Origin of the sequence: Arcobacter lacus, assembly GCF_003063295.1 — a bacterium.
Lineage (GTDB): Bacteria > Campylobacterota > Campylobacteria > Campylobacterales > Arcobacteraceae > Aliarcobacter > Aliarcobacter lacus.
Map to the genome: position 1 here is coordinate 195,940 of NZ_MUXF01000010.1, position 16,639 is coordinate 212,578.

The window sequence follows — 16,639 nt, forward strand, 5'->3', positions numbered from 1 at the left end:
AATGGGTGTAAAAGTTACAAAAGATGAAGCTTTGGATTATCATAAATTCCCAAATGCTGGAAAACTTGCTATTCAAGCTACTAAAAAAATGGAAACTCAAAGAGATTTATCATTGGCTTATACACCAGGTGTTGCTTATCCTTGTGAAGAGATACAAAAAAATCCTGAATTAGCCTTTGAATATACATCAAAAAGAAATCTTGTAGCAGTTATTTCAAATGGAACAGCTGTTCTTGGACTTGGTGATATTGGTGCTCTTGCTTCAAAACCTGTTATGGAAGGAAAATCTGTATTATTTAAAAAATTTGCAGCTATTGACTCTTTTGATATTGAAGTTGATGAAAAAGATATTGATAAATTTTGTGATATTGTAAAAGCTATTAGTCCAACATTTGGTGGAATAAATCTTGAAGATATAAAAGCTCCTGAATGTTTTGAAATAGAAAAAAAATTAGTTGAAGAGTTAAATATTCCAATTATGCACGATGATCAACATGGTACAGCGATTATTACAAGTGCTGCGTTGATGAATGCAAGTGAAATGATTGGTATAAAAATTGAAGATATGAAAATAGTTGTTGTTGGAGCTGGTGCAGCAGCTATTGCTTGTTCAACTATGTATAAAGAACTTGGAGTAAAAAATTTAATTATGTGCGATTCAAAAGGTGTGATTCATAAAGGAAGAACTGATTTGAATAAATATAAAAAAGAGTTTATCACACAAACTGACATTACAACAATGGAAGAAGCATTTAAAGATGCAAATATGGTATTAGGTTTATCAAAACCAGGAACTTTTTCTCAAGAACATATAAAACTTATGAGTGAAGAACCAATAGTTTTTACTTTAGCAAATCCAACTCCTGAACTTTTCCCTGAAGAGGTATTTGAAGTTAAACCAAAGGCTATAGTAGGAACTGGTCGTTCAGATTATTCTAATCAGGTAAATAATGTTTTAGGCTTTCCTTTTATTTTTCGAGGAGCACTTGATGTTCAAGCAAGAACAATAAATATGCAAATGAAACTTTGTGCTGCTAAAGCAATAGCAAATTTGGCAAAAGAGCCAATAACTGAACAAATAAAAGAATCTTTTGGAAATTTAACTTATGGTAAAAACTATATTATTCCTATTCCATTTGATAAAAGATTGATGGTTGAAGTTTCATCGGCTGTTGCTTTGGGTGCTGTTGAATCAGGAGTTGCTAGAGTAAAAGATTTTGATTTAGAAAAGTATAAAGAAAAACTTATTTCTATGATATAACTATTAATCTATAAAATGGTATCATTCAAGCTTTAAAAATTTAAACTTGAATAATCATAGGATAAATATGGAAGAATATATACTTTTAATTGATACAGAAGATGCAAAAGGTTTGGTTTATAACATTTCAAAAGTTCTTTTTGCAAATAACTTAAATATAGAACAAAATGCTGAATATGTTGATCCAGATAGCAAAAAATTTTTTATGAGAAGTATAATTTCTGGAAAAGTATCAAAAAATATTTTATTAAAAGAACTTACTGAAGTTTTACCTTCAGGTGCATCAATCAAACTAAACAAAAAAGAGAAAAAAGATGTTGTAATACTTGCAACTAAAGAGTCTCATGTTTTAGGTGATTTACTTATTCGATACATTGCTGGTGAATTAAATGCAAATATAAAAGCTGTTATTGCAAATCATGAATATTTAAAAGAGTTAGTTGAAAAGTTCAATATTCCTTTTACATGTATTAGTGCTGAAGGTCTTAGCAGAGAAGAACATGAAGATAAAATGATTGCAAAAATCAACGAATATGAACCAGAATTAATTGTTCTTGCAAAATATATGAGAATCTTAACTCCAAAATTCGTAGAAAATTTCCCTAAAAAAGTATTAAATATTCATCACTCATTTTTACCAGCATTTATTGGAGCAAATCCATATAAACAAGCTCATGAAAGAGGAGTTAAAATCATAGGTGCAACTGCACATTATGTAACAAATGATTTAGATGAAGGTCCGATTATTTTTCAAGATGTTGTAAGAGTTGATCATAGTTATTCTTGGGAAGATATGAGAAATGCAGGAAGAAATGTAGAAAAAATCGTTTTATCAAATGCTTTTGAATTACTTTTAAATGATAGAGTTTTTGTTCATGGAAATAAAACGGTGATTTTATAAAATGTTTAATATAGTTTTATTAGAGCCACGAATTCCAGGAAATGTAGGAACAATAGGAAGATTATGTTTTGCATTAAATTGTAAACTTCATCTTATAAAACCTTATGGTTTTGGTGAAATTACAGAAAAAGAAGTTCGTCGTGCTGGACTTGATTATTGGTATGATTTAGAAGTTTTTGAATATGAAAATATTGAAGATTTTTGGGCAAAAAATCCATTTAATGATAGACATTTTTTAGCAACTACTAAAACAAAACAAGTATATTTTGATGTTAAGTTTAATGTAGGTGATTATTTTTATTTTGGAAGAGAAGATGCAGGACTTCCAGAAAGTTTACTATCATTAAGCCCTAAGACTTGTATAACAATTCCTATGACAAATGATGCAAGAAGCTTAAATATCGCTAATTCAGTTTCAATAGTCGCTTATGAAGCTTTGAGACAAAATTTTACAAGTTTTAAATAAGAGTTTTACTTTTTTCGATTAGATTGATAATTGCATCAAGCTCTTTTTGAAGTTTTTCTTTATCTTTTTGTTTTTCAGATTCTTTTATCTCTTTTTTTATTTTTTCTTTTTTTTCTTCTAATCTTTCGATTATTTCTTTTACTTTCTCTTTTTTTGAATCTTTTAAACTATCTTGTTTTAAATACTTTTTTACTTTATCTACGATTTTACTTAGTTTCATGTTTTTGTTCTCCTATCTCTTTTAAAAGATTATTATTAATAAATAAAATTGTTGCAACTTCAACAAGTTTTTTCTGAATAGAATAACCTGTTGCACTATCATTCATATATGAAGTTGCCATTGTTGCTTTGATTTTATCTTCTCTTATTAATGCACCAATTTCTTCTGAACTTGCTAAATCATTTTCAGCTAAAGTTGTCTTTATAACTTCTAATTGAGTTAGTTGTTCGATATCTGTTTCAATAGTTGATAAAGTATTTATATCTATTAAAATTTCGGCAATCTCTTTTCTTAATATATTATACTCTTCTTTTATATATTCATTTTTACTTTTTAAATAAAAGTTTACATTTTTTTGAATATCTCTTGTATCTTTTAACACTTCAATTATTAAAGCAGCACTTCTTTTCAAATCACCAATTTCTGTATGATGGAAATCTAGCATATTTTCTTGTGCAAATGATGAATATTCTATAATTTCACTATAAAGATTTTTTATATTTGTTTGATAAATTTCATCTATATTTGTATCAATTATTGTAAGTTCTTTTGATAATTGTGCATTTAAATTTTCTTTTGTTAAATTTGTTGTATGTAAATTTAAAGCATGAAGCATTGCTTTTTGACAGTTTTCATAAAGATTTATTATCTCTTTTCTAATAGAAACAACAGCAACGTCAGGAACATCTAAATTTGATTTTAATAAATATTTTGGTTTTGATGCAGCTGATACTTTTTTCTTGATTAAATTTTCAGATATTTTTACTAACTGCTTTATAAATGGTGTTAAAAGGATAATTCCAACAGCACTAAACATAGTATGAAATAGTGCTAATTTCATACCATAGTTATTATTGCTAATACCTAAATATGGAGCTAGAAAGTCAACTAATATTTGAAACTGAAATATAAATATAGTTACAAAAACTGCAGAAATAATATTAAAAGTGAAATGAACAAAAGCTACTCTTTTCCCATTTTCATTTGATGTAAATGAAGCTAAAATAGCAGTTAATGTTGTACCAACATTTGCTCCTATAGCTAAAGCTAAAGCATTTAAGTATGTGATACTATCAGCATTTAGTGCTGTAATAACTATTGCTAAAGTTGCAGCACTTGATTGGATAACAACAGTAACAAAAATACCTATTAAAATATAAATGATTATTCCAAGATAACCTTCCATAGCAAAAGAAGCTAAATCAATAGATTCTTTCATTACATCAAATCCATCTTTCATATAAGCAATTCCAAGGAAGATAAATCCTAGTCCTAATAGAACATTTCCACTACCTTTTAGCCCATTTGTTTTTGTAAATCTTAAAATAACTCCAAATACAATCATAGGAAAAGCATATTTAGATATTTTTACATCAACTCCTAAACTTGAAACAATCCAAGCTGTTGTTGTACTTCCAAGATTTGAACCAAAGATTATTCCAATACCTTGAACTAATGTTAAAAGCTCAGCACTTAAAAATGAAATAACTACTAAAGTAATAATTGTGGAACTTTGAACAATTGATGTTGAAAAAAAACCAGTTGCAATAGCATAAAAAGTGTTACTTGTAAACTTTTGAAGTAGTTTTTCTAAAATACCACCAGAAAGTTGTTTAAAACCATCTTGCATAAAAAACATTCCAATTAAAAAGATTGCAATTCCACTTAAAATTACTGTAAAATTTTCATAAGCCACTACAATGTAAGCAAGAATTATAAAGCCTAAAAAAATTAAAAAATTTTTTGTCACTATATGATACTCCTAAAATATATTGATAAATGCTTCGATTATAACCAAATTATTATGTTATTAATATTAATAACTATTTTGGTAGAATAATACAAAATACTCTTTGATTTATAAGGATAGAGAAATATATGTTTTCAAAATATCAAAAAGAGTTGAACATCATAAAAGCTAAGCTAAAAACTATAGATTTCTATTTAGAAGAGGATAGTGATTATAAAGCAACTTTTGGAAATGGAACAATTTGGAAAATAGATATAAATGGAAAGTGGTATGATGATTATTATATCACTATTAGAAATGAAGCTTTTTATGATATAAAAATTGGTAAAATGGGATTTCCTTTATGGATTTTAATGAAAATGTTTGGAGTAAATCCAATAAATAAAACAACAGATGAAAAGATTGATTTTCTAATTGAATACAAAGATCAAATATTTGATGAAAAATTTCAATATAAAAAAATGTATAAAGAGTTTGAAGAAAATATCAAAAATAAAAAGGAATAGATTTGGATATTGTTATTATAACTTTTGTTGTAACAATTGTATTTTTTGTAATTTATAAATATGATATTTTTAAAAGTCTTTCAACAAAAGGTGTAATTGAAAAAGATTTTTCACAGTGTTATATTTTAAATTATCCAAGACGAATAGAACTTCATAATAAAGGCGTTGTTTATGAAATTAAGGATTTAGATGAATTTTTTGAACTAAATCCAAAACTCAAAGGAAAAATTCCTATTGAAAAAAGAGAAGGTATTAATACTTCAGATCCAGATGCTGTTAAAAAAGAGTTTGAAGAAAGAAAAAGATTAAAAGAAAAGTATTCTCAAAAAAAGAAAAAAAAGTAAATGTATAAAATATTGATATTAGAAGATGACGAGCTTTTTGCTTCAACTTTAGAAGATTTTTTAGCTGAAGAAAAATTCACTGTAGATATTGCAAAAGATGGTGAAGAGTGTCTGAGTTTAAATTATGAAAAAAATTATGATTTATATATTTTTGATATAAATGTTCCTAAAATAAATGGTTTAGAACTTTTATCAAGTTTAAGAAAAGGCGAGGACAACACACCAACTATATTTTTAACTTCATACAAGGATAAAGATACTTTGCATGATGCTTTTTTAAAAGGTTGTGATGATTATTTAAAAAAACCAGCTGATTTAGATGAGTTACTTTTAAGAATAAAAGCTCTTTTAAAAAGAAATAAAAAACAATTTGAACTTATTAATTTAACAGAAACTTTAGATTTTAATCCTATAAATAAAAGAATTTATGAAAATGGTGTAGATTTAAATCTTCCTACAAAAATCTTAGATTTGATTGAATTATTTATTGAAAATAGGGGAGATATTGTTACAAAAGAGATGATTATAAATAGGCTTTGGGCAGCAAATGAAGATTATAGTGAAGGCTCAATTAGAGTTTATATAAATCAAATTAAAAAACTTTTTTCAGATGCAAATGTGATTGTAAATATAAAAGGAATAGGATATAAAATTGAATTCTAAAAAAAGAGATTTTTTAATTTCTATTTCTATAATTTTTACTTTTTGTTTAGTAATAATTTTATATTTAAACTATTTTTTTATCTCTAAATTTGGTTTAAATCAAGAACTTTTTATTTATATTATAGTTCCATTGATAATTTTAGGATTAGCTATATTTTTAACTTTTTCAAACTCTTTATTAAAACCTTTATTTAAAAGTGATGAAAAACTTGAGCAAAATTTGAAAGAAACAATTCATGAGTTAAATATTCCTGTTTCAACTATAAAAATGAATGTACAACTTTTGGAAAAAACTATAAATGATGAAAAAAGTTTAAAAAGGTTACAAAGAATAGAACAAGCAAATAATAGTCTTTTAAAACTTTATGAAAATATGGAATATGAGATAAAAAAAGAGATAGATAAAATAGAAAAACAAGAGTTCTTTCTTGATGAAATAATAAAATCTTCTATTGAAAAGTTTGAAGATATAAAAGAAAATACAAAAATTAATATTGATTTACCAAATATAAAAGTTTTAACTGATTTAAATGGTTTTGTAAAAACTATTGATAATTTGATATTAAATGCTATTAAATATAATGATAAAAATACTCCATTAATAGATATATCATATAAAGAAAATATATTGTCAATTTTTAATAAAGGCGAAAAAATAGACACAAAAAATCTTTTTATAGTTTTTGATAAATATTTTCAAGAAAATCCAAAAAATGATGGTTTTGGACTAGGGCTTGCTATGGTAAAAGAGTTTTGTGATAAAAATAGAATTTTTATTACTATCGAACCATTAGAAATGGGAAATAGATTCAATTTAAATTTAAAAAACATAATAAAAAAATAAATTACAGTATAATAATAGTAATTTATATCAAAATAAAGGATTTTTATGGAAGGAAGTATTGCATTTGCAGTTGCAATAATATTTTTTGCAATTATTATTATTTCAAAAGGTGTTAAAATAGTTTCTCAATCTGATTTATATGTAGTTGAAAGACTTGGAAAATTTAATAAAGTTTTACATGGAGGTTTTCATATAATTATTCCAGTTGTTGATAGAGTAAGAGCAATTCTTACTTCAAGAGAACAATTAGTTGATATTGAAAAACAATCAGTAATCACAAAAGATAATGTAAATATTTCAATTGATGGAATAGTTTTTTGTAAAGTTGATGATGCAGTTCAAGCAACTTATAATGTAATGAATTTTAAAGATGCAATAGCAAATTTAGCAATGACAACTTTAAGAGCTGAAATTGGAGGAATGGATTTAGATGATACTTTATCAAATAGAGAAACTCTAAATGCAAAACTTCAAAGTGAACTTGGAAGTGCAGCAACAAACTGGGGAATAAAAGTAACAAGAGTTGAAATAGCTGATATTTCTGTTCCTCCTTCAATAGAAAAAGCTATGAATATGCAAATGGAAGCTGAAAGAGAAAAAAGAGCTATTCAAACAAGAGCAGAAGCTCAAAAAGAGGCACAAATCAGAGAAGCAGAAGCTTTTAAACAAAGTGAGATTTTAAAAGCAGAAGCAATTGAAAGAATGGCAAATGCAAAAAGATATGAGCAAGAACAATTAGCAGCTGGTCAACAAGAAGCTATGAGACTTATAAATATCTCTATGATGGAAAATGAAAAAGCAGCAGAGTTTTTACTTGCAAAAGATAGGATAGTTGCATTTAAAGCACTTGCAGAAAGTAGTTCAACTGATAAAATGATTTTACCTTATGATGTAACTTCTATGATAGGTTCAACTTCTGTTTTGGGAGACGCATTTTTTAAAGGGGTAAGTAATGGAAACTCTAACAATGCTTAGTGTAATTGATCCATATACTTTATTGGCTATTGGAGTGACTTTAGTTGCTCTTGAGGCTTTTATTGCCTCTTTTATAATTATTTGGTTTGGAGTTGGATTTTTAGTTGTTGCCATCATTAGCTTTTTCTTTATTTTTTCAGGAGCTATTTGGCAACTTGCAGTTATATCTTTACTCTCTTTAATTTTTCTTTTTTTATTTAGAAGAAAATCTTTGGATAAATTTTTCAAATCTCAAACTGAAGTTTCAGATAATTTTTTTGATGAAAAAGGAATAGGGGAAATTAAAAACTCTAAAGTTTTTTATAAAGGAACTTATTGGGAGATTGATTCAATCCTTGATGCAAAAGAGTTTGTAGAAGGTGAAAAAGTAGAAGTTTTGAAAACTTCAAATAATATGGCAACTATTCAAAAAAGGTAAGAAAATTTTCTTGCCTTTTATTTTAAATAGTTAAAAATGATTCGATTACACATTTTATTCTAGATTTTATATCACTTGTATCTATGTTTAGATAGTCAAGTTGTATTTTATATAATAGTTCATTTCTAAGTTTAAATTCAAAAACTAAATAACCAGCATATGAAAAAGCTTCTTTATTTTTTTTACCTTCATCCTTTTTATCATTTTCATAAATATAATATGAAATTGTCAATTTTTCATTATAGTTTTTATCTAAAGATTTAAAACTATTTAAAATTTCGTACAAAATTTTGTCACTCTCTTTAGTCGAAAAATTGCCCAAAAGATTGCTTTGCATATTATTCGAATATTTAATATCTGATTTTATTTCATAGTTTGAACTTACAAGAAGTTTTTTTGCAAAATCTAAATCTTTAGTATAATTTTTTTCAAAAGTTGTAGTACTATTTTGGCAAGCCAATCTTTTTGCTTTAGTGTCATAATTTTTTTGATTTATAATTCCATATACTAAAAATGAAATAAAAGCAATTATAAAGAGTAAATATAATTTAATTCTCATTTATCATTTCCTTAAAAATTATTTTATATCTTTAGTTGCATTTTTTATCGAGATTTTATATGCCAAATATATAACAATTGGCCAAAGACTTAACCAAATTAATTCACTAATATATTCCATAAAAACTCCTTTTAATAATTATGAGAATCTTTTGATTCAATTTCATCTTTTGTTATTTTTACTCTATCCATACTATACCAAGCAAAAGCTATATAAGCTAGTACAAAGGGTACCATTAAAGAAACATAACTCATAGTCATAAGTGTATAATGACTTCCAGAACTATTCATAATAGTTAAACTGCTTTGTAGGTCACTTGTTGATGGATAATACGAAGTATTGTTAAATCCAACATTTAATAAAAGTGACATAACAGTTAAAACAATTCCACCTCCACCTGTTTTTATACAACAAGTTTTTTTGAATATAATTGTCATAAATACTGCAACAATTACCATAATTACACCAATCAAAAACATACCTAAAATGATTGGCATTTCAATAAAATTAAATAAATATTTATATTTTTCTATAAAAACAATGCCATTTTTTAGTGCAAATCCATCTTTTGTAAGAATCCAAAACATAAATCCTAAAAAGAAAAAAAGAAATAAAAGCATATTTATTTTTATAGAATTAACAGCTTTTTCTCTAATCTTTTCATAATCTATGTTATTTATAAAATATAAAGCTCCACTTATTTTTGCTAAAAAAACAAGTGAAAATCCAAGTAAATAATTGTATGGATTTAAAAGTGCTTCTAAACCTCTTAAAGGATTTTGCCAACCTACAAAGTTATTACTATCAATTATAAATTCACTTCCACTAAAAAAAGTACTAATAGCAACTCCAAGTAAAAATGTTCCAATATTTCCATTAATTTTTAAAAACATTTCATATGTTTTTTGACCTAAAAAGTTATTTGGTTTTGTTCTATATTCATAACTAACTGCTTGAATAATAAAACAAAATAAAATTGCTAACCAAACCCAATAAGCTCCTCCAAAACTTGTAGAATAAAAAAGTGGAAAAGCAGCAAATAGTGCTCCACCAAAAAGAACTAAAGTTGTAAAACCAAGTTCCCATTTTCTTCCTATACTATTTATTAACATAGTTTTTTCAGTTTCATTTTCACTTAATTTGTCTATTAAAGTTTGTCCTCCTTGAACAAACATAATAAATACAAAAAGACCACCTAATAAAGATATTATTATCCACCAATATTGTTGAAGTGTTATAAGTTCTAAATTACCAAATCCCATTTTAATGCTCCTTATTTGGACCAATTTGTATTTGTTTGGTCATAATTTTGATTTCTGCAATAAGTAACACAGTAAATAAAATAGCAAATATGAAAAAGCTGATGATTACGTTTGTTGAGGCTATTTTTGTTGCAGCAACTCCAACAGGCATCAAATCTTGAATAGCCCAAGGTTGTCTTCCAACTTCAGTAACAATCCATCCTGCTTCACTTGCTACATATCCTAAAGGAATACTAAAAAGTGCTGATTTTAAAACTAAAGGATAATTCATAATATCTTTTTTTAAAAGTAAAAATAAAACTACGATAAAAAGTAAAATAAACCAAATACCAAGTCCTACCATTATATGAAATGAGTAAAAATTAAGTGTGATAGGTGGGATTACATCTTCTACATTTTTAATATGTCCGTATCCAAAATATTTTATATTTTCTCTTAAAATTGTTTCTGCTTCTTGCATTTTAATAGAGTTATTAATTTTTTTAGCTTCTTTATACTCTTCTAATGCTTTTATTGCTATTTTACCCCTATTTATTTTTTCTTGAGTGCTAATTATTCCTTGTTCTTCATTTCCATAAACCAAATCTTTAATTCCTGGAACAAAAGCATTTTTATCATGATAAGATAAAAGTGAAAGAGCATAAGGAAGAGTGAACTCAAATAGAAATGGTTCTTCGTTATTTTCTAAAGTTTTATTAGGATTTAAAATTCCAACTGCAACAATTCCAGCGTTTTTTTTCCCTTCATAAAGTCCTTCCATTGCTGCAAGTTTCATTGGTTGCTTAAGAGCTACTTGATGTGCTGATTCATCACCACTTAAAACTAAAAATAGTGAAGTAATAAGTCCAAAACTTGCTCCAATAATCATAGATTTTTTTGCAAACAAAATATCTCTTTTTTTAAGTAAAAACCAAGCACTAACTCCTATAACAAAAAGTGAAGATAAAACATATCCACTTCCAATAGTATGTAAAAATTTGCTAACAGCAACAGGTGAAAGTAATACATCCCAAAAATTATTCATTTCATTTCTTACACTATCAGGATTAAAAGTCATTCCTGTTGGATATTGCATCCAACCATTTGCAACAAGAATCCATAAAGCAGATAGATTTGAACCAATTGCAACTAACCAAGTTGATAATAAGTGAAAACCTTTTAATACTTTATTCCAACCAAAAAACATAACTGCAAAAAAAGTACTTTCCATAAAAAATGCTAAAATACCTTCAACTGCAAGTGGAGCTCCAAATATATCTCCTACAAACCAAGAATAATTTGCCCAGTTTGTACCAAATTCAAACTCCATTATTATTCCTGTTGCAACACCAATTGCAAAATTTATTGCAAATAAACCCATCCAAAATTTTGTAGTTTTTTTCCAAAATTCATCATTTGTTTTTACATATATTGTTTCCATAATAGCAACAATAAATCCAAGTCCAAGTGTCAAAGGCACAAAAATCCAATGATACATTGCTGTTAGTGCAAACTGTGCTCTTGACCAATCAACTAAATGTTCTTCCATTTTGATTTCCTATTTAATTTTCTCTTGTTAGATTTTTATAAACAAAATCTACCTTTTCTTCGTAAGTTTTATATTCTGTTTTAAAAGATTTATCATGAATAAAGAATTTAAGAAAAATAAGAATTACAATAAGTTTTATAATTATAATTTTCCATAAAGTTTTACCTAAAGTCATGTTTTTAAAACCATTGATATAAAAATAATAAATATTTCTTATGATATTCATATAAGTACCTCTTATTAATATCTTTTTGAATTATAATACTTTGAATAGCAAAAGTCAATAAAATATGAAATTATTTTATATTTAATATAAAATATACTAATATGAATTGATAAAATTAAGAGAAAAGAAGAAACTTATAAAGCTCCTTCTTTTAAAAAGAAAATTTTTTGTAAAGTCTGAAAAAAAGTAAGATGGTTTTAATTTGAATGTAGATAAATGGAATCATAAGAATAAAATAAGAAAATGAATATTTTTCAAGAATTCCATTGTATGTTAACCCTAAGTTTATAAAAAACATTCCAAAAACAAAAAAAGCAACACCAGGACAAATTAAAGAAAAAGATATAGCTGATTTTTCATTTGATTCTATAAACTTTTCAAAATATCCCATCTTTTTCATCACTGAATATCCCAAAACACCAAATATTATTTGTAAAGACAAAATAACAGAAGTTAGTACAAAAAGTGACGATTTATTTGTTAAAGTATGGAAATTATGTTCTAATCCAAAAATTACTCTAACAAAAGTAATTCCAAGAAGAGTTAATATTGGAATAATAATCCACATTGATGGTGCAGTTTCAAGTCCAACACCTTGTTCAAACATATTTTTAAAACCTAAAATAAGTTTTAGTACTATAAGAAGTATTGAAACTGAAGCGAAAAATATAGCAAAGAAAATACCGATTGCATTTATTACTATATTATGACTCATAGCTCCAGGAGCAGCAAATCCAACTGCAATCATTGATAATGCAAAAATCGAAATCATTTGTGTAAGATTATTGTTTTTAGTAAAATCAAAATCACCTTTTATTATAAGTCTTGAGAAATAATCAAAAAATATTTTCAAAGCATAATAACCATTTATAGCAAAACCTAAAAGTGCAAATGGAAATAAATATTCAACTATGCTCCATAAATTTGGTACAAAAACAGCACCTAAAACAAAAGATACATTAATTGTCATTGTATATGTCAAAGGTAAAGTCATAAGCGAAATTTGTGCATTAGAATTTAATAAATCTTCATAAGCTTTAGTTTTTTTATACATTAGATATTGTTTTGTATTCCAGATAAGTAATTTAAAATGTAAAAAAGCAAAAGCTAAAATAAAAACTAAAGAAAAAGCCACTATAAAAGATAACCAATTACCTTTAAGTAAAGCTTCTATAACATACTCATAAGTTGCCATTGGTGTATTTGGATGTGGAACTAAGAACATTAAATACATAAAAAATGAAACACTTAATCCTCCAGCTCCAAGAGCAGCTAAAAAACAAGTGGGAGAGAATTTTTCTCTTAATTGCATGATAATTCCTTTATAAAATTTTGTGTATCTTATAAAAAATTATATTAAAAACTTATAAATATAATATTATAAAATATTATATTTATAATAAATAGTAAACTTTATTTTGGAAGTTTTAGAGTGAGTTCTTTAACTGCAGCAAGTGATTCTTCATCTCCTAAATCAGCAGCTTTTTGATACCATTTGATAGCTTCAGGAATATTTTTTCTTACACCAAGTCCTTCTTCATATAATAAACCTAAATTATAATAGGCATCAATATATCCTTTATCTGCTGATTTTAAATACCATTTGATGGCTTCAACATAATCTTGTTTTACACCATGTCCTTCATGATACATACTTCCAATGTTAAATAAACATTGTTCATCATTTAAATCAGCACATTTTTTATACCATTTAAAAGCTTCTTCTAAATTTACATTTATACCTTTATGTTCTTGGATATTGTCGTAAATAAACCCTAAAGACCAGATAGCATCAACATTATTTTTATTTGCTGCTTTTTCATAAAACTTTATAGCAGTAGTATAATCTTGTCTATCATAAGCTTCCTGAGCTTTTTCAAAATCTTCATCACCAAAATCATTGTGAGCAAATAAACTTAGACTCAAGAATAAAATAGTAAACAGTAGTTTTTTCATTTTTTACCTTTTTTATTTTAAAATACAGAAAATTATATCATAAATTGTGGATAAAAAATGAAAATGAAAAATAAAGAAAAGATAGTTCTTTTTTATGATGAAGAGTGCCCATTTTGCAAAAGTTATGCAAAATATCTAAAATTAAAAGATAATTTTGATTTAGATATTAAAGATATTAGGATAAATATAAATACTATAAAAGATAATACAAATTTGAATATAAATAATGGATTTATCATTTTACATAAAAATACATATTATCAAGGCACTAAAGCTTTAGAATTTTTAAATAGTGCTGTAAAAAAGAATACAATTCTCGGTAAATTGCACTTTTTATTTAAATATGATAATAAATTTTCAAGAATTTTATATAATATATTACTTTTTACAAGAAAAATTGTACTTTATATTTTAAGAAAAGATAGTAAAATTTAACTTTCTTTTAAAAGATTAAAGTATTCATTTCTAGTTATTTCAAAAGCACCTAAACTTGCTAAATGGTCATTATAAACTTGACAATCAATAATTTTTATTCCATTTTGTTTGGCTTGTTGACAAAGATGATAAAATGCAACCTTTGAAGCATCAGGAACTAAAGAAAACATACTTTCTCCACAAAAGATATCGCCGATTAAAACTCCATAAAGCCCACCAACTAACTCATCTTTTAAATAGCACTCTATACTAAAAGCGATATCAAGTTTATGTAGATTTGTATATGCTTTAATAAACTCTTCACTTATCCAAGTACCATCTTCATGTTTTCTTTTTATTTTGGCACAAGATCTAATAACTTCTTCAAAATTTTCATTTGATTTTACGATAAATCCTTTGTTTGTTATTGATTTTCTAAGGCTTTTTGATACTTTAAAATTTTCTGGGTATAAAATCATTCTTTTTTGTGGACTAAACCAATGAATATATCCTAAATCATCTATAAACCAAGGAAAAATCCCATTTTCATAGGCATTTAACAATCTTTGAGGATGAAAATCTCCACCAATAGCAACTAAATCATCATTCATCATATTTAAAGTTGGAAAATCAAATTTCTCTTCATCTAGCAAATAAATTTTATGTTTTTTATCAATTAATTTCATATTTGTATTTTATTCAAAAAAATGTTAATATCCAAACTATTTTAAATAAAGAGAAATAATGTCAAATAGTTATAAAAGAGTAGATGCACACCTATCTAGTTTAGGATATTGTACAAGAAGTGAAGCAAAAAAATTTTTAAGAATGAATGAAATTTGTATAAATGATAATAGAGTTTATAATACTTCATTAAAAGCTTATCATGATGATATTAAAATAAATGGAGAAGTTTTAGATGATGAAACTTTACTTATACTATTAAATAAACCACAAGGTTATATCTGTTCTCATAATGATTCAGGAAAATTGATTTATTCTTTATTGCCTCAAAGATATAGTAGAAGAAATCCAAAAATTTCAACAATAGGAAGATTGGATATTGATACAACAGGAGTTATTCTTTTAACTGATGATGGAGTTTTAAATCACAAATTAACAAGTCCCAAAAAAGATATCTCAAAAATTTATGAAGCAACTTTAGAAAAGCCATTAAAAGGTGATGAAATAGAGATTTTTGCGAGTGGAACTTTGATGTTAAATGGAGAAGAAAAACCTCTTTTTCCTGCAAAGCTGGAAGTTATTACTCCTACTTTTGTAAAGATTGAAATTGTTGAAGGAAAATATCATCAAGTAAAACGAATGTTCGCAGCAGTTTCTAATAAAGTGATAAAACTTCATAGAACAAAATTTGCAGATTTTGAGCTTGAAGACTTAAAAGAGGGTGAATTTAAAATTATAAAATCTAAATAAAAAATTTAGATTTTATTCTTTTTTCAAGTTCACTTACAGATTCAATAGCATCTTTTGTATGATTTGAAAATCCCCAATTAACCAATACAGAATCAACTCCAGCATTTGTTGCTGCCATAATATCTTTGTGAGAATCACCAATAAGTTGTGCATTTTGTTTTTTTATTTGATGAATATCTAAAAGTTTATTTACCATTTCAGGATGGGGTTTTGGATTTTTTACATCGTTGTAACCTAAAATTGATGAAAAATAGTGATTTAATTCAAGATGAGTTAACATTTTGTTTGCATAAATTGAATTTGCATTTGTTGCAACTGCTAAAGTAAAATCACTTTTTAAATCATCAAGTAGCTTTAATATACCATCATAAATAACTAAGTCAGTTAAACAGTGTTTATTATAATACTCTTCAAAAAGTTTTGCTTGTTGTTCTGTAAACTCTTTTGTTCCATAGAAAAATTCTGCAGAGTTTATTTTTGGATCATTTACATTTTCTAAAATATAATCTTTTTCTAATTTTTCAAATCCTAAATTTTCTCTTACATAATTTATTGTATTTGCAATAGCAAATCCACTATTTATAAGAGTTCCATCCATATCAAATATTATCAATTTCATTAAAATATTTCCTATATTATTATTGAGTTGGCATTATAATATTAAAAATATAAGTTAAAAATTAAAAATTTTTCTAAAATAGGATAGAATTTATCTTATTTTAATTTTTCTACTATTATAATTACATTCATAGGATATTTATATTAAATATTAAATCCTCCTTCTACTAAATAAATAATTTAGTATCCTATATTTGTGAAATAATTTGAATACGGGCTTTACAGTTTTTCCCTCTGTAAAGCCTTTTTTTTTGCTCATGAATAATCTTAAATTTATATACAAATCAATATAAT

Annotated in this window: 21 protein-coding genes; 11 read left to right on the forward strand and 10 right to left on the reverse strand. The window is 25.5% G+C overall.

Annotation, left to right across the window (positions count from 1 at the left end):
• Position 1 precedes the first annotated feature (1 nt).
• The 3 genes from B0175_RS06575 (at position 2) to B0175_RS06585 (ending at position 2,628) form a co-directional block, all read left to right on the forward strand.
• Positions 2 to 1,261 carry a malic enzyme-like NAD(P)-binding protein gene (locus tag B0175_RS06575; RefSeq protein WP_108527838.1) on the forward strand — a complete coding sequence of 420 codons (1,260 nt, stop codon included), beginning with the start codon at positions 2 to 4 and terminating at the stop codon, positions 1,259 to 1,261.
• Positions 1,262 to 1,328: 67 nt separating this feature from the next.
• Positions 1,329 to 2,162, forward strand: coding sequence for a formyltetrahydrofolate deformylase (gene purU / locus B0175_RS06580; protein WP_108527839.1), 834 nt, complete (start codon positions 1,329 to 1,331; stop codon positions 2,160 to 2,162).
• Between the two features lies 1 nt (position 2,163).
• A complete protein-coding gene (locus tag B0175_RS06585) occupies positions 2,164 to 2,628 on the forward strand; it encodes a tRNA (cytidine(34)-2'-O)-methyltransferase (protein ID WP_108527840.1) in 465 nt (154 codons plus the stop codon).
• Here B0175_RS06585 and B0175_RS06590 read toward each other — a convergent pair.
• Positions 2,621 to 2,848 carry a hypothetical protein gene (locus tag B0175_RS06590; RefSeq protein WP_108527841.1) on the reverse strand — a complete coding sequence of 76 codons (228 nt, stop codon included), beginning with the start codon at positions 2,846 to 2,848 and terminating at the stop codon, positions 2,621 to 2,623. The genes B0175_RS06585 and B0175_RS06590 overlap by 8 nt on opposite strands.
• Positions 2,835 to 4,598, reverse strand: a complete 1,764-nt coding sequence (locus B0175_RS06595) for a Na/Pi cotransporter family protein (RefSeq protein ID WP_108527842.1) — start codon at positions 4,596 to 4,598, stop codon at positions 2,835 to 2,837. Before B0175_RS06595 ends, B0175_RS06590 begins: the two co-directional genes overlap by 14 nt.
• Before the next feature lie 128 nt (positions 4,599 to 4,726).
• Here B0175_RS06595 and B0175_RS06600 point away from each other — a divergent pair, with 128 nt between their 5' ends.
• From B0175_RS06600 to B0175_RS06625, 6 genes are read left to right on the forward strand one after another with little or no spacing between them, the layout of a single operon-like run.
• Complete coding sequence (locus B0175_RS06600; protein WP_108527843.1) at positions 4,727 to 5,104, forward strand: hypothetical protein; 378 nt, start codon at positions 4,727 to 4,729, stop codon at positions 5,102 to 5,104.
• Between the two features lie 2 nt (positions 5,105 to 5,106).
• Entirely contained in the window at positions 5,107 to 5,448 is a 342-nt protein-coding gene (locus B0175_RS06605) for a hypothetical protein (RefSeq protein WP_108527844.1), read from the forward strand.
• Positions 5,449 to 6,111: a response regulator transcription factor gene (locus tag B0175_RS06610; protein ID WP_108527845.1), complete on the forward strand. Its 663-nt coding sequence runs from the start codon at positions 5,449 to 5,451 to the stop codon at positions 6,109 to 6,111.
• On the forward strand, positions 6,101 to 6,955 hold the full coding sequence (locus B0175_RS06615; protein ID WP_108527846.1) for a sensor histidine kinase: 855 nt from the start codon (positions 6,101 to 6,103) through the stop codon (positions 6,953 to 6,955). Before B0175_RS06610 ends, B0175_RS06615 begins: the two co-directional genes overlap by 11 nt.
• Before the next feature lie 45 nt (positions 6,956 to 7,000).
• Positions 7,001 to 7,930 (forward strand): SPFH domain-containing protein, encoded by a 930-nt coding sequence (locus B0175_RS06620; protein ID WP_108527847.1) that lies wholly within the window; start codon positions 7,001 to 7,003, stop codon positions 7,928 to 7,930.
• Positions 7,908 to 8,348 carry an NfeD family protein gene (locus B0175_RS06625; protein WP_108527848.1) on the forward strand — a complete coding sequence of 147 codons (441 nt, stop codon included), beginning with the start codon at positions 7,908 to 7,910 and terminating at the stop codon, positions 8,346 to 8,348. Before B0175_RS06620 ends, B0175_RS06625 begins: the two co-directional genes overlap by 23 nt.
• Positions 8,349 to 8,370: 22 nt before the next feature.
• Here B0175_RS06625 and B0175_RS06630 read toward each other — a convergent pair whose 3' ends face one another.
• From B0175_RS06630 to B0175_RS06655, 6 genes are all read right to left on the reverse strand, one after another.
• Complete coding sequence (locus tag B0175_RS06630; RefSeq protein ID WP_108527849.1) at positions 8,371 to 8,907, reverse strand: hypothetical protein; 537 nt, start codon at positions 8,905 to 8,907, stop codon at positions 8,371 to 8,373.
• A gap of 131 nt (positions 8,908 to 9,038) precedes the next feature.
• Positions 9,039 to 10,169, reverse strand: coding sequence for a cytochrome d ubiquinol oxidase subunit II (cydB, locus tag B0175_RS06635; protein WP_108527850.1), 1,131 nt, complete (start codon positions 10,167 to 10,169; stop codon positions 9,039 to 9,041).
• Between the two features lies 1 nt (position 10,170).
• Positions 10,171 to 11,697, reverse strand: coding sequence for a cytochrome ubiquinol oxidase subunit I (locus tag B0175_RS06640; protein ID WP_108527851.1), 1,527 nt, complete (start codon positions 11,695 to 11,697; stop codon positions 10,171 to 10,173).
• Positions 11,698 to 11,710: 13 nt separating this feature from the next.
• Positions 11,711 to 11,944, reverse strand: coding sequence for a DUF4492 domain-containing protein (locus tag B0175_RS06645; protein ID WP_390824729.1), 234 nt, complete (start codon positions 11,942 to 11,944; stop codon positions 11,711 to 11,713).
• 130 nt (positions 11,945 to 12,074) lie between these two features.
• The gene (locus tag B0175_RS06650) at positions 12,075 to 13,235 is read right to left on the reverse strand and encodes a TsoY family (seleno)protein (RefSeq protein ID WP_108527853.1); all 1,161 of its coding nucleotides are present in this window, start codon (positions 13,233 to 13,235) and stop codon (positions 12,075 to 12,077) included.
• Positions 13,236 to 13,336: 101 nt separating this feature from the next.
• Positions 13,337 to 13,879, reverse strand: a complete 543-nt coding sequence (locus B0175_RS06655) for a tetratricopeptide repeat protein (RefSeq protein WP_108527854.1) — start codon at positions 13,877 to 13,879, stop codon at positions 13,337 to 13,339.
• Between the two features lie 57 nt (positions 13,880 to 13,936).
• On the opposite strand from B0175_RS06655, the gene B0175_RS06660 reads away from it, so the two are divergent.
• Positions 13,937 to 14,314, forward strand: a complete 378-nt coding sequence (locus B0175_RS06660; RefSeq protein ID WP_108527855.1) for a DCC1-like thiol-disulfide oxidoreductase family protein — start codon at positions 13,937 to 13,939, stop codon at positions 14,312 to 14,314.
• Here B0175_RS06660 and aat read toward each other — a convergent pair.
• Complete coding sequence (aat, locus tag B0175_RS06665) at positions 14,311 to 14,979, reverse strand: leucyl/phenylalanyl-tRNA--protein transferase (protein ID WP_108527856.1); 669 nt, start codon at positions 14,977 to 14,979, stop codon at positions 14,311 to 14,313. The genes B0175_RS06660 and aat overlap by 4 nt on opposite strands.
• Positions 14,980 to 15,037: 58 nt before the next feature.
• On the opposite strand from aat, the gene B0175_RS06670 reads away from it, so the two are divergent.
• On the forward strand, positions 15,038 to 15,727 hold the full coding sequence (locus tag B0175_RS06670; protein ID WP_108527857.1) for a pseudouridine synthase: 690 nt from the start codon (positions 15,038 to 15,040) through the stop codon (positions 15,725 to 15,727).
• Here the strand turns inward: B0175_RS06670 and B0175_RS06675 are convergent.
• Positions 15,720 to 16,346 (reverse strand): HAD family hydrolase, encoded by a 627-nt coding sequence (locus tag B0175_RS06675; protein WP_108527858.1) that lies wholly within the window; start codon positions 16,344 to 16,346, stop codon positions 15,720 to 15,722. The two genes, B0175_RS06670 and B0175_RS06675, sit on opposite strands and share 8 nt — an antisense overlap.
• Positions 16,347 to 16,639 lie beyond the last annotated feature (293 nt).

Excerpts from the sequence above, each read along its gene's own strand:
- B0175_RS06590 (WP_108527841.1), bottom strand. The coding sequence starts at position 2,848 with ATGAAACTAAGTAAAATCGTAGATAAAGTAAAAAAGTATTTAAAACAA.
- cydB (WP_108527850.1), bottom strand. The coding sequence starts at position 10,169 with ATGGGATTTGGTAATTTAGAACTTATAACACTTCAACAATATTGGTGG.
- B0175_RS06655 (WP_108527854.1), bottom strand. The coding sequence starts at position 13,879 with ATGAAAAAACTACTGTTTACTATTTTATTCTTGAGTCTAAGTTTATTT.
- B0175_RS06610 (WP_108527845.1), top strand. The coding sequence starts at position 5,449 with ATGTATAAAATATTGATATTAGAAGATGACGAGCTTTTTGCTTCAACT.
- B0175_RS06675 (WP_108527858.1), bottom strand. The coding sequence starts at position 16,346 with ATGAAATTGATAATATTTGATATGGATGGAACTCTTATAAATAGTGGA.
- B0175_RS06585 (WP_108527840.1), top strand. The coding sequence starts at position 2,164 with ATGTTTAATATAGTTTTATTAGAGCCACGAATTCCAGGAAATGTAGGA.
- B0175_RS06625 (WP_108527848.1), top strand. The coding sequence starts at position 7,908 with ATGGAAACTCTAACAATGCTTAGTGTAATTGATCCATATACTTTATTG.
- B0175_RS06600 (WP_108527843.1), top strand. The coding sequence starts at position 4,727 with ATGTTTTCAAAATATCAAAAAGAGTTGAACATCATAAAAGCTAAGCTA.
- B0175_RS06660 (WP_108527855.1), top strand. The coding sequence starts at position 13,937 with ATGAAAATGAAAAATAAAGAAAAGATAGTTCTTTTTTATGATGAAGAG.
- B0175_RS06575 (WP_108527838.1), top strand. The coding sequence starts at position 2 with ATGGGTGTAAAAGTTACAAAAGATGAAGCTTTGGATTATCATAAATTC.
- B0175_RS06630 (WP_108527849.1), bottom strand. The coding sequence starts at position 8,907 with ATGAGAATTAAATTATATTTACTCTTTATAATTGCTTTTATTTCATTT.
- B0175_RS06640 (WP_108527851.1), bottom strand. The coding sequence starts at position 11,697 with ATGGAAGAACATTTAGTTGATTGGTCAAGAGCACAGTTTGCACTAACA.
- B0175_RS06670 (WP_108527857.1), top strand. The coding sequence starts at position 15,038 with ATGTCAAATAGTTATAAAAGAGTAGATGCACACCTATCTAGTTTAGGA.
- B0175_RS06650 (WP_108527853.1), bottom strand. The coding sequence starts at position 13,235 with ATGCAATTAAGAGAAAAATTCTCTCCCACTTGTTTTTTAGCTGCTCTT.
- purU (WP_108527839.1), top strand. The coding sequence starts at position 1,329 with ATGGAAGAATATATACTTTTAATTGATACAGAAGATGCAAAAGGTTTG.
- aat (WP_108527856.1), bottom strand. The coding sequence starts at position 14,979 with ATGAAATTAATTGATAAAAAACATAAAATTTATTTGCTAGATGAAGAG.
- B0175_RS06620 (WP_108527847.1), top strand. The coding sequence starts at position 7,001 with ATGGAAGGAAGTATTGCATTTGCAGTTGCAATAATATTTTTTGCAATT.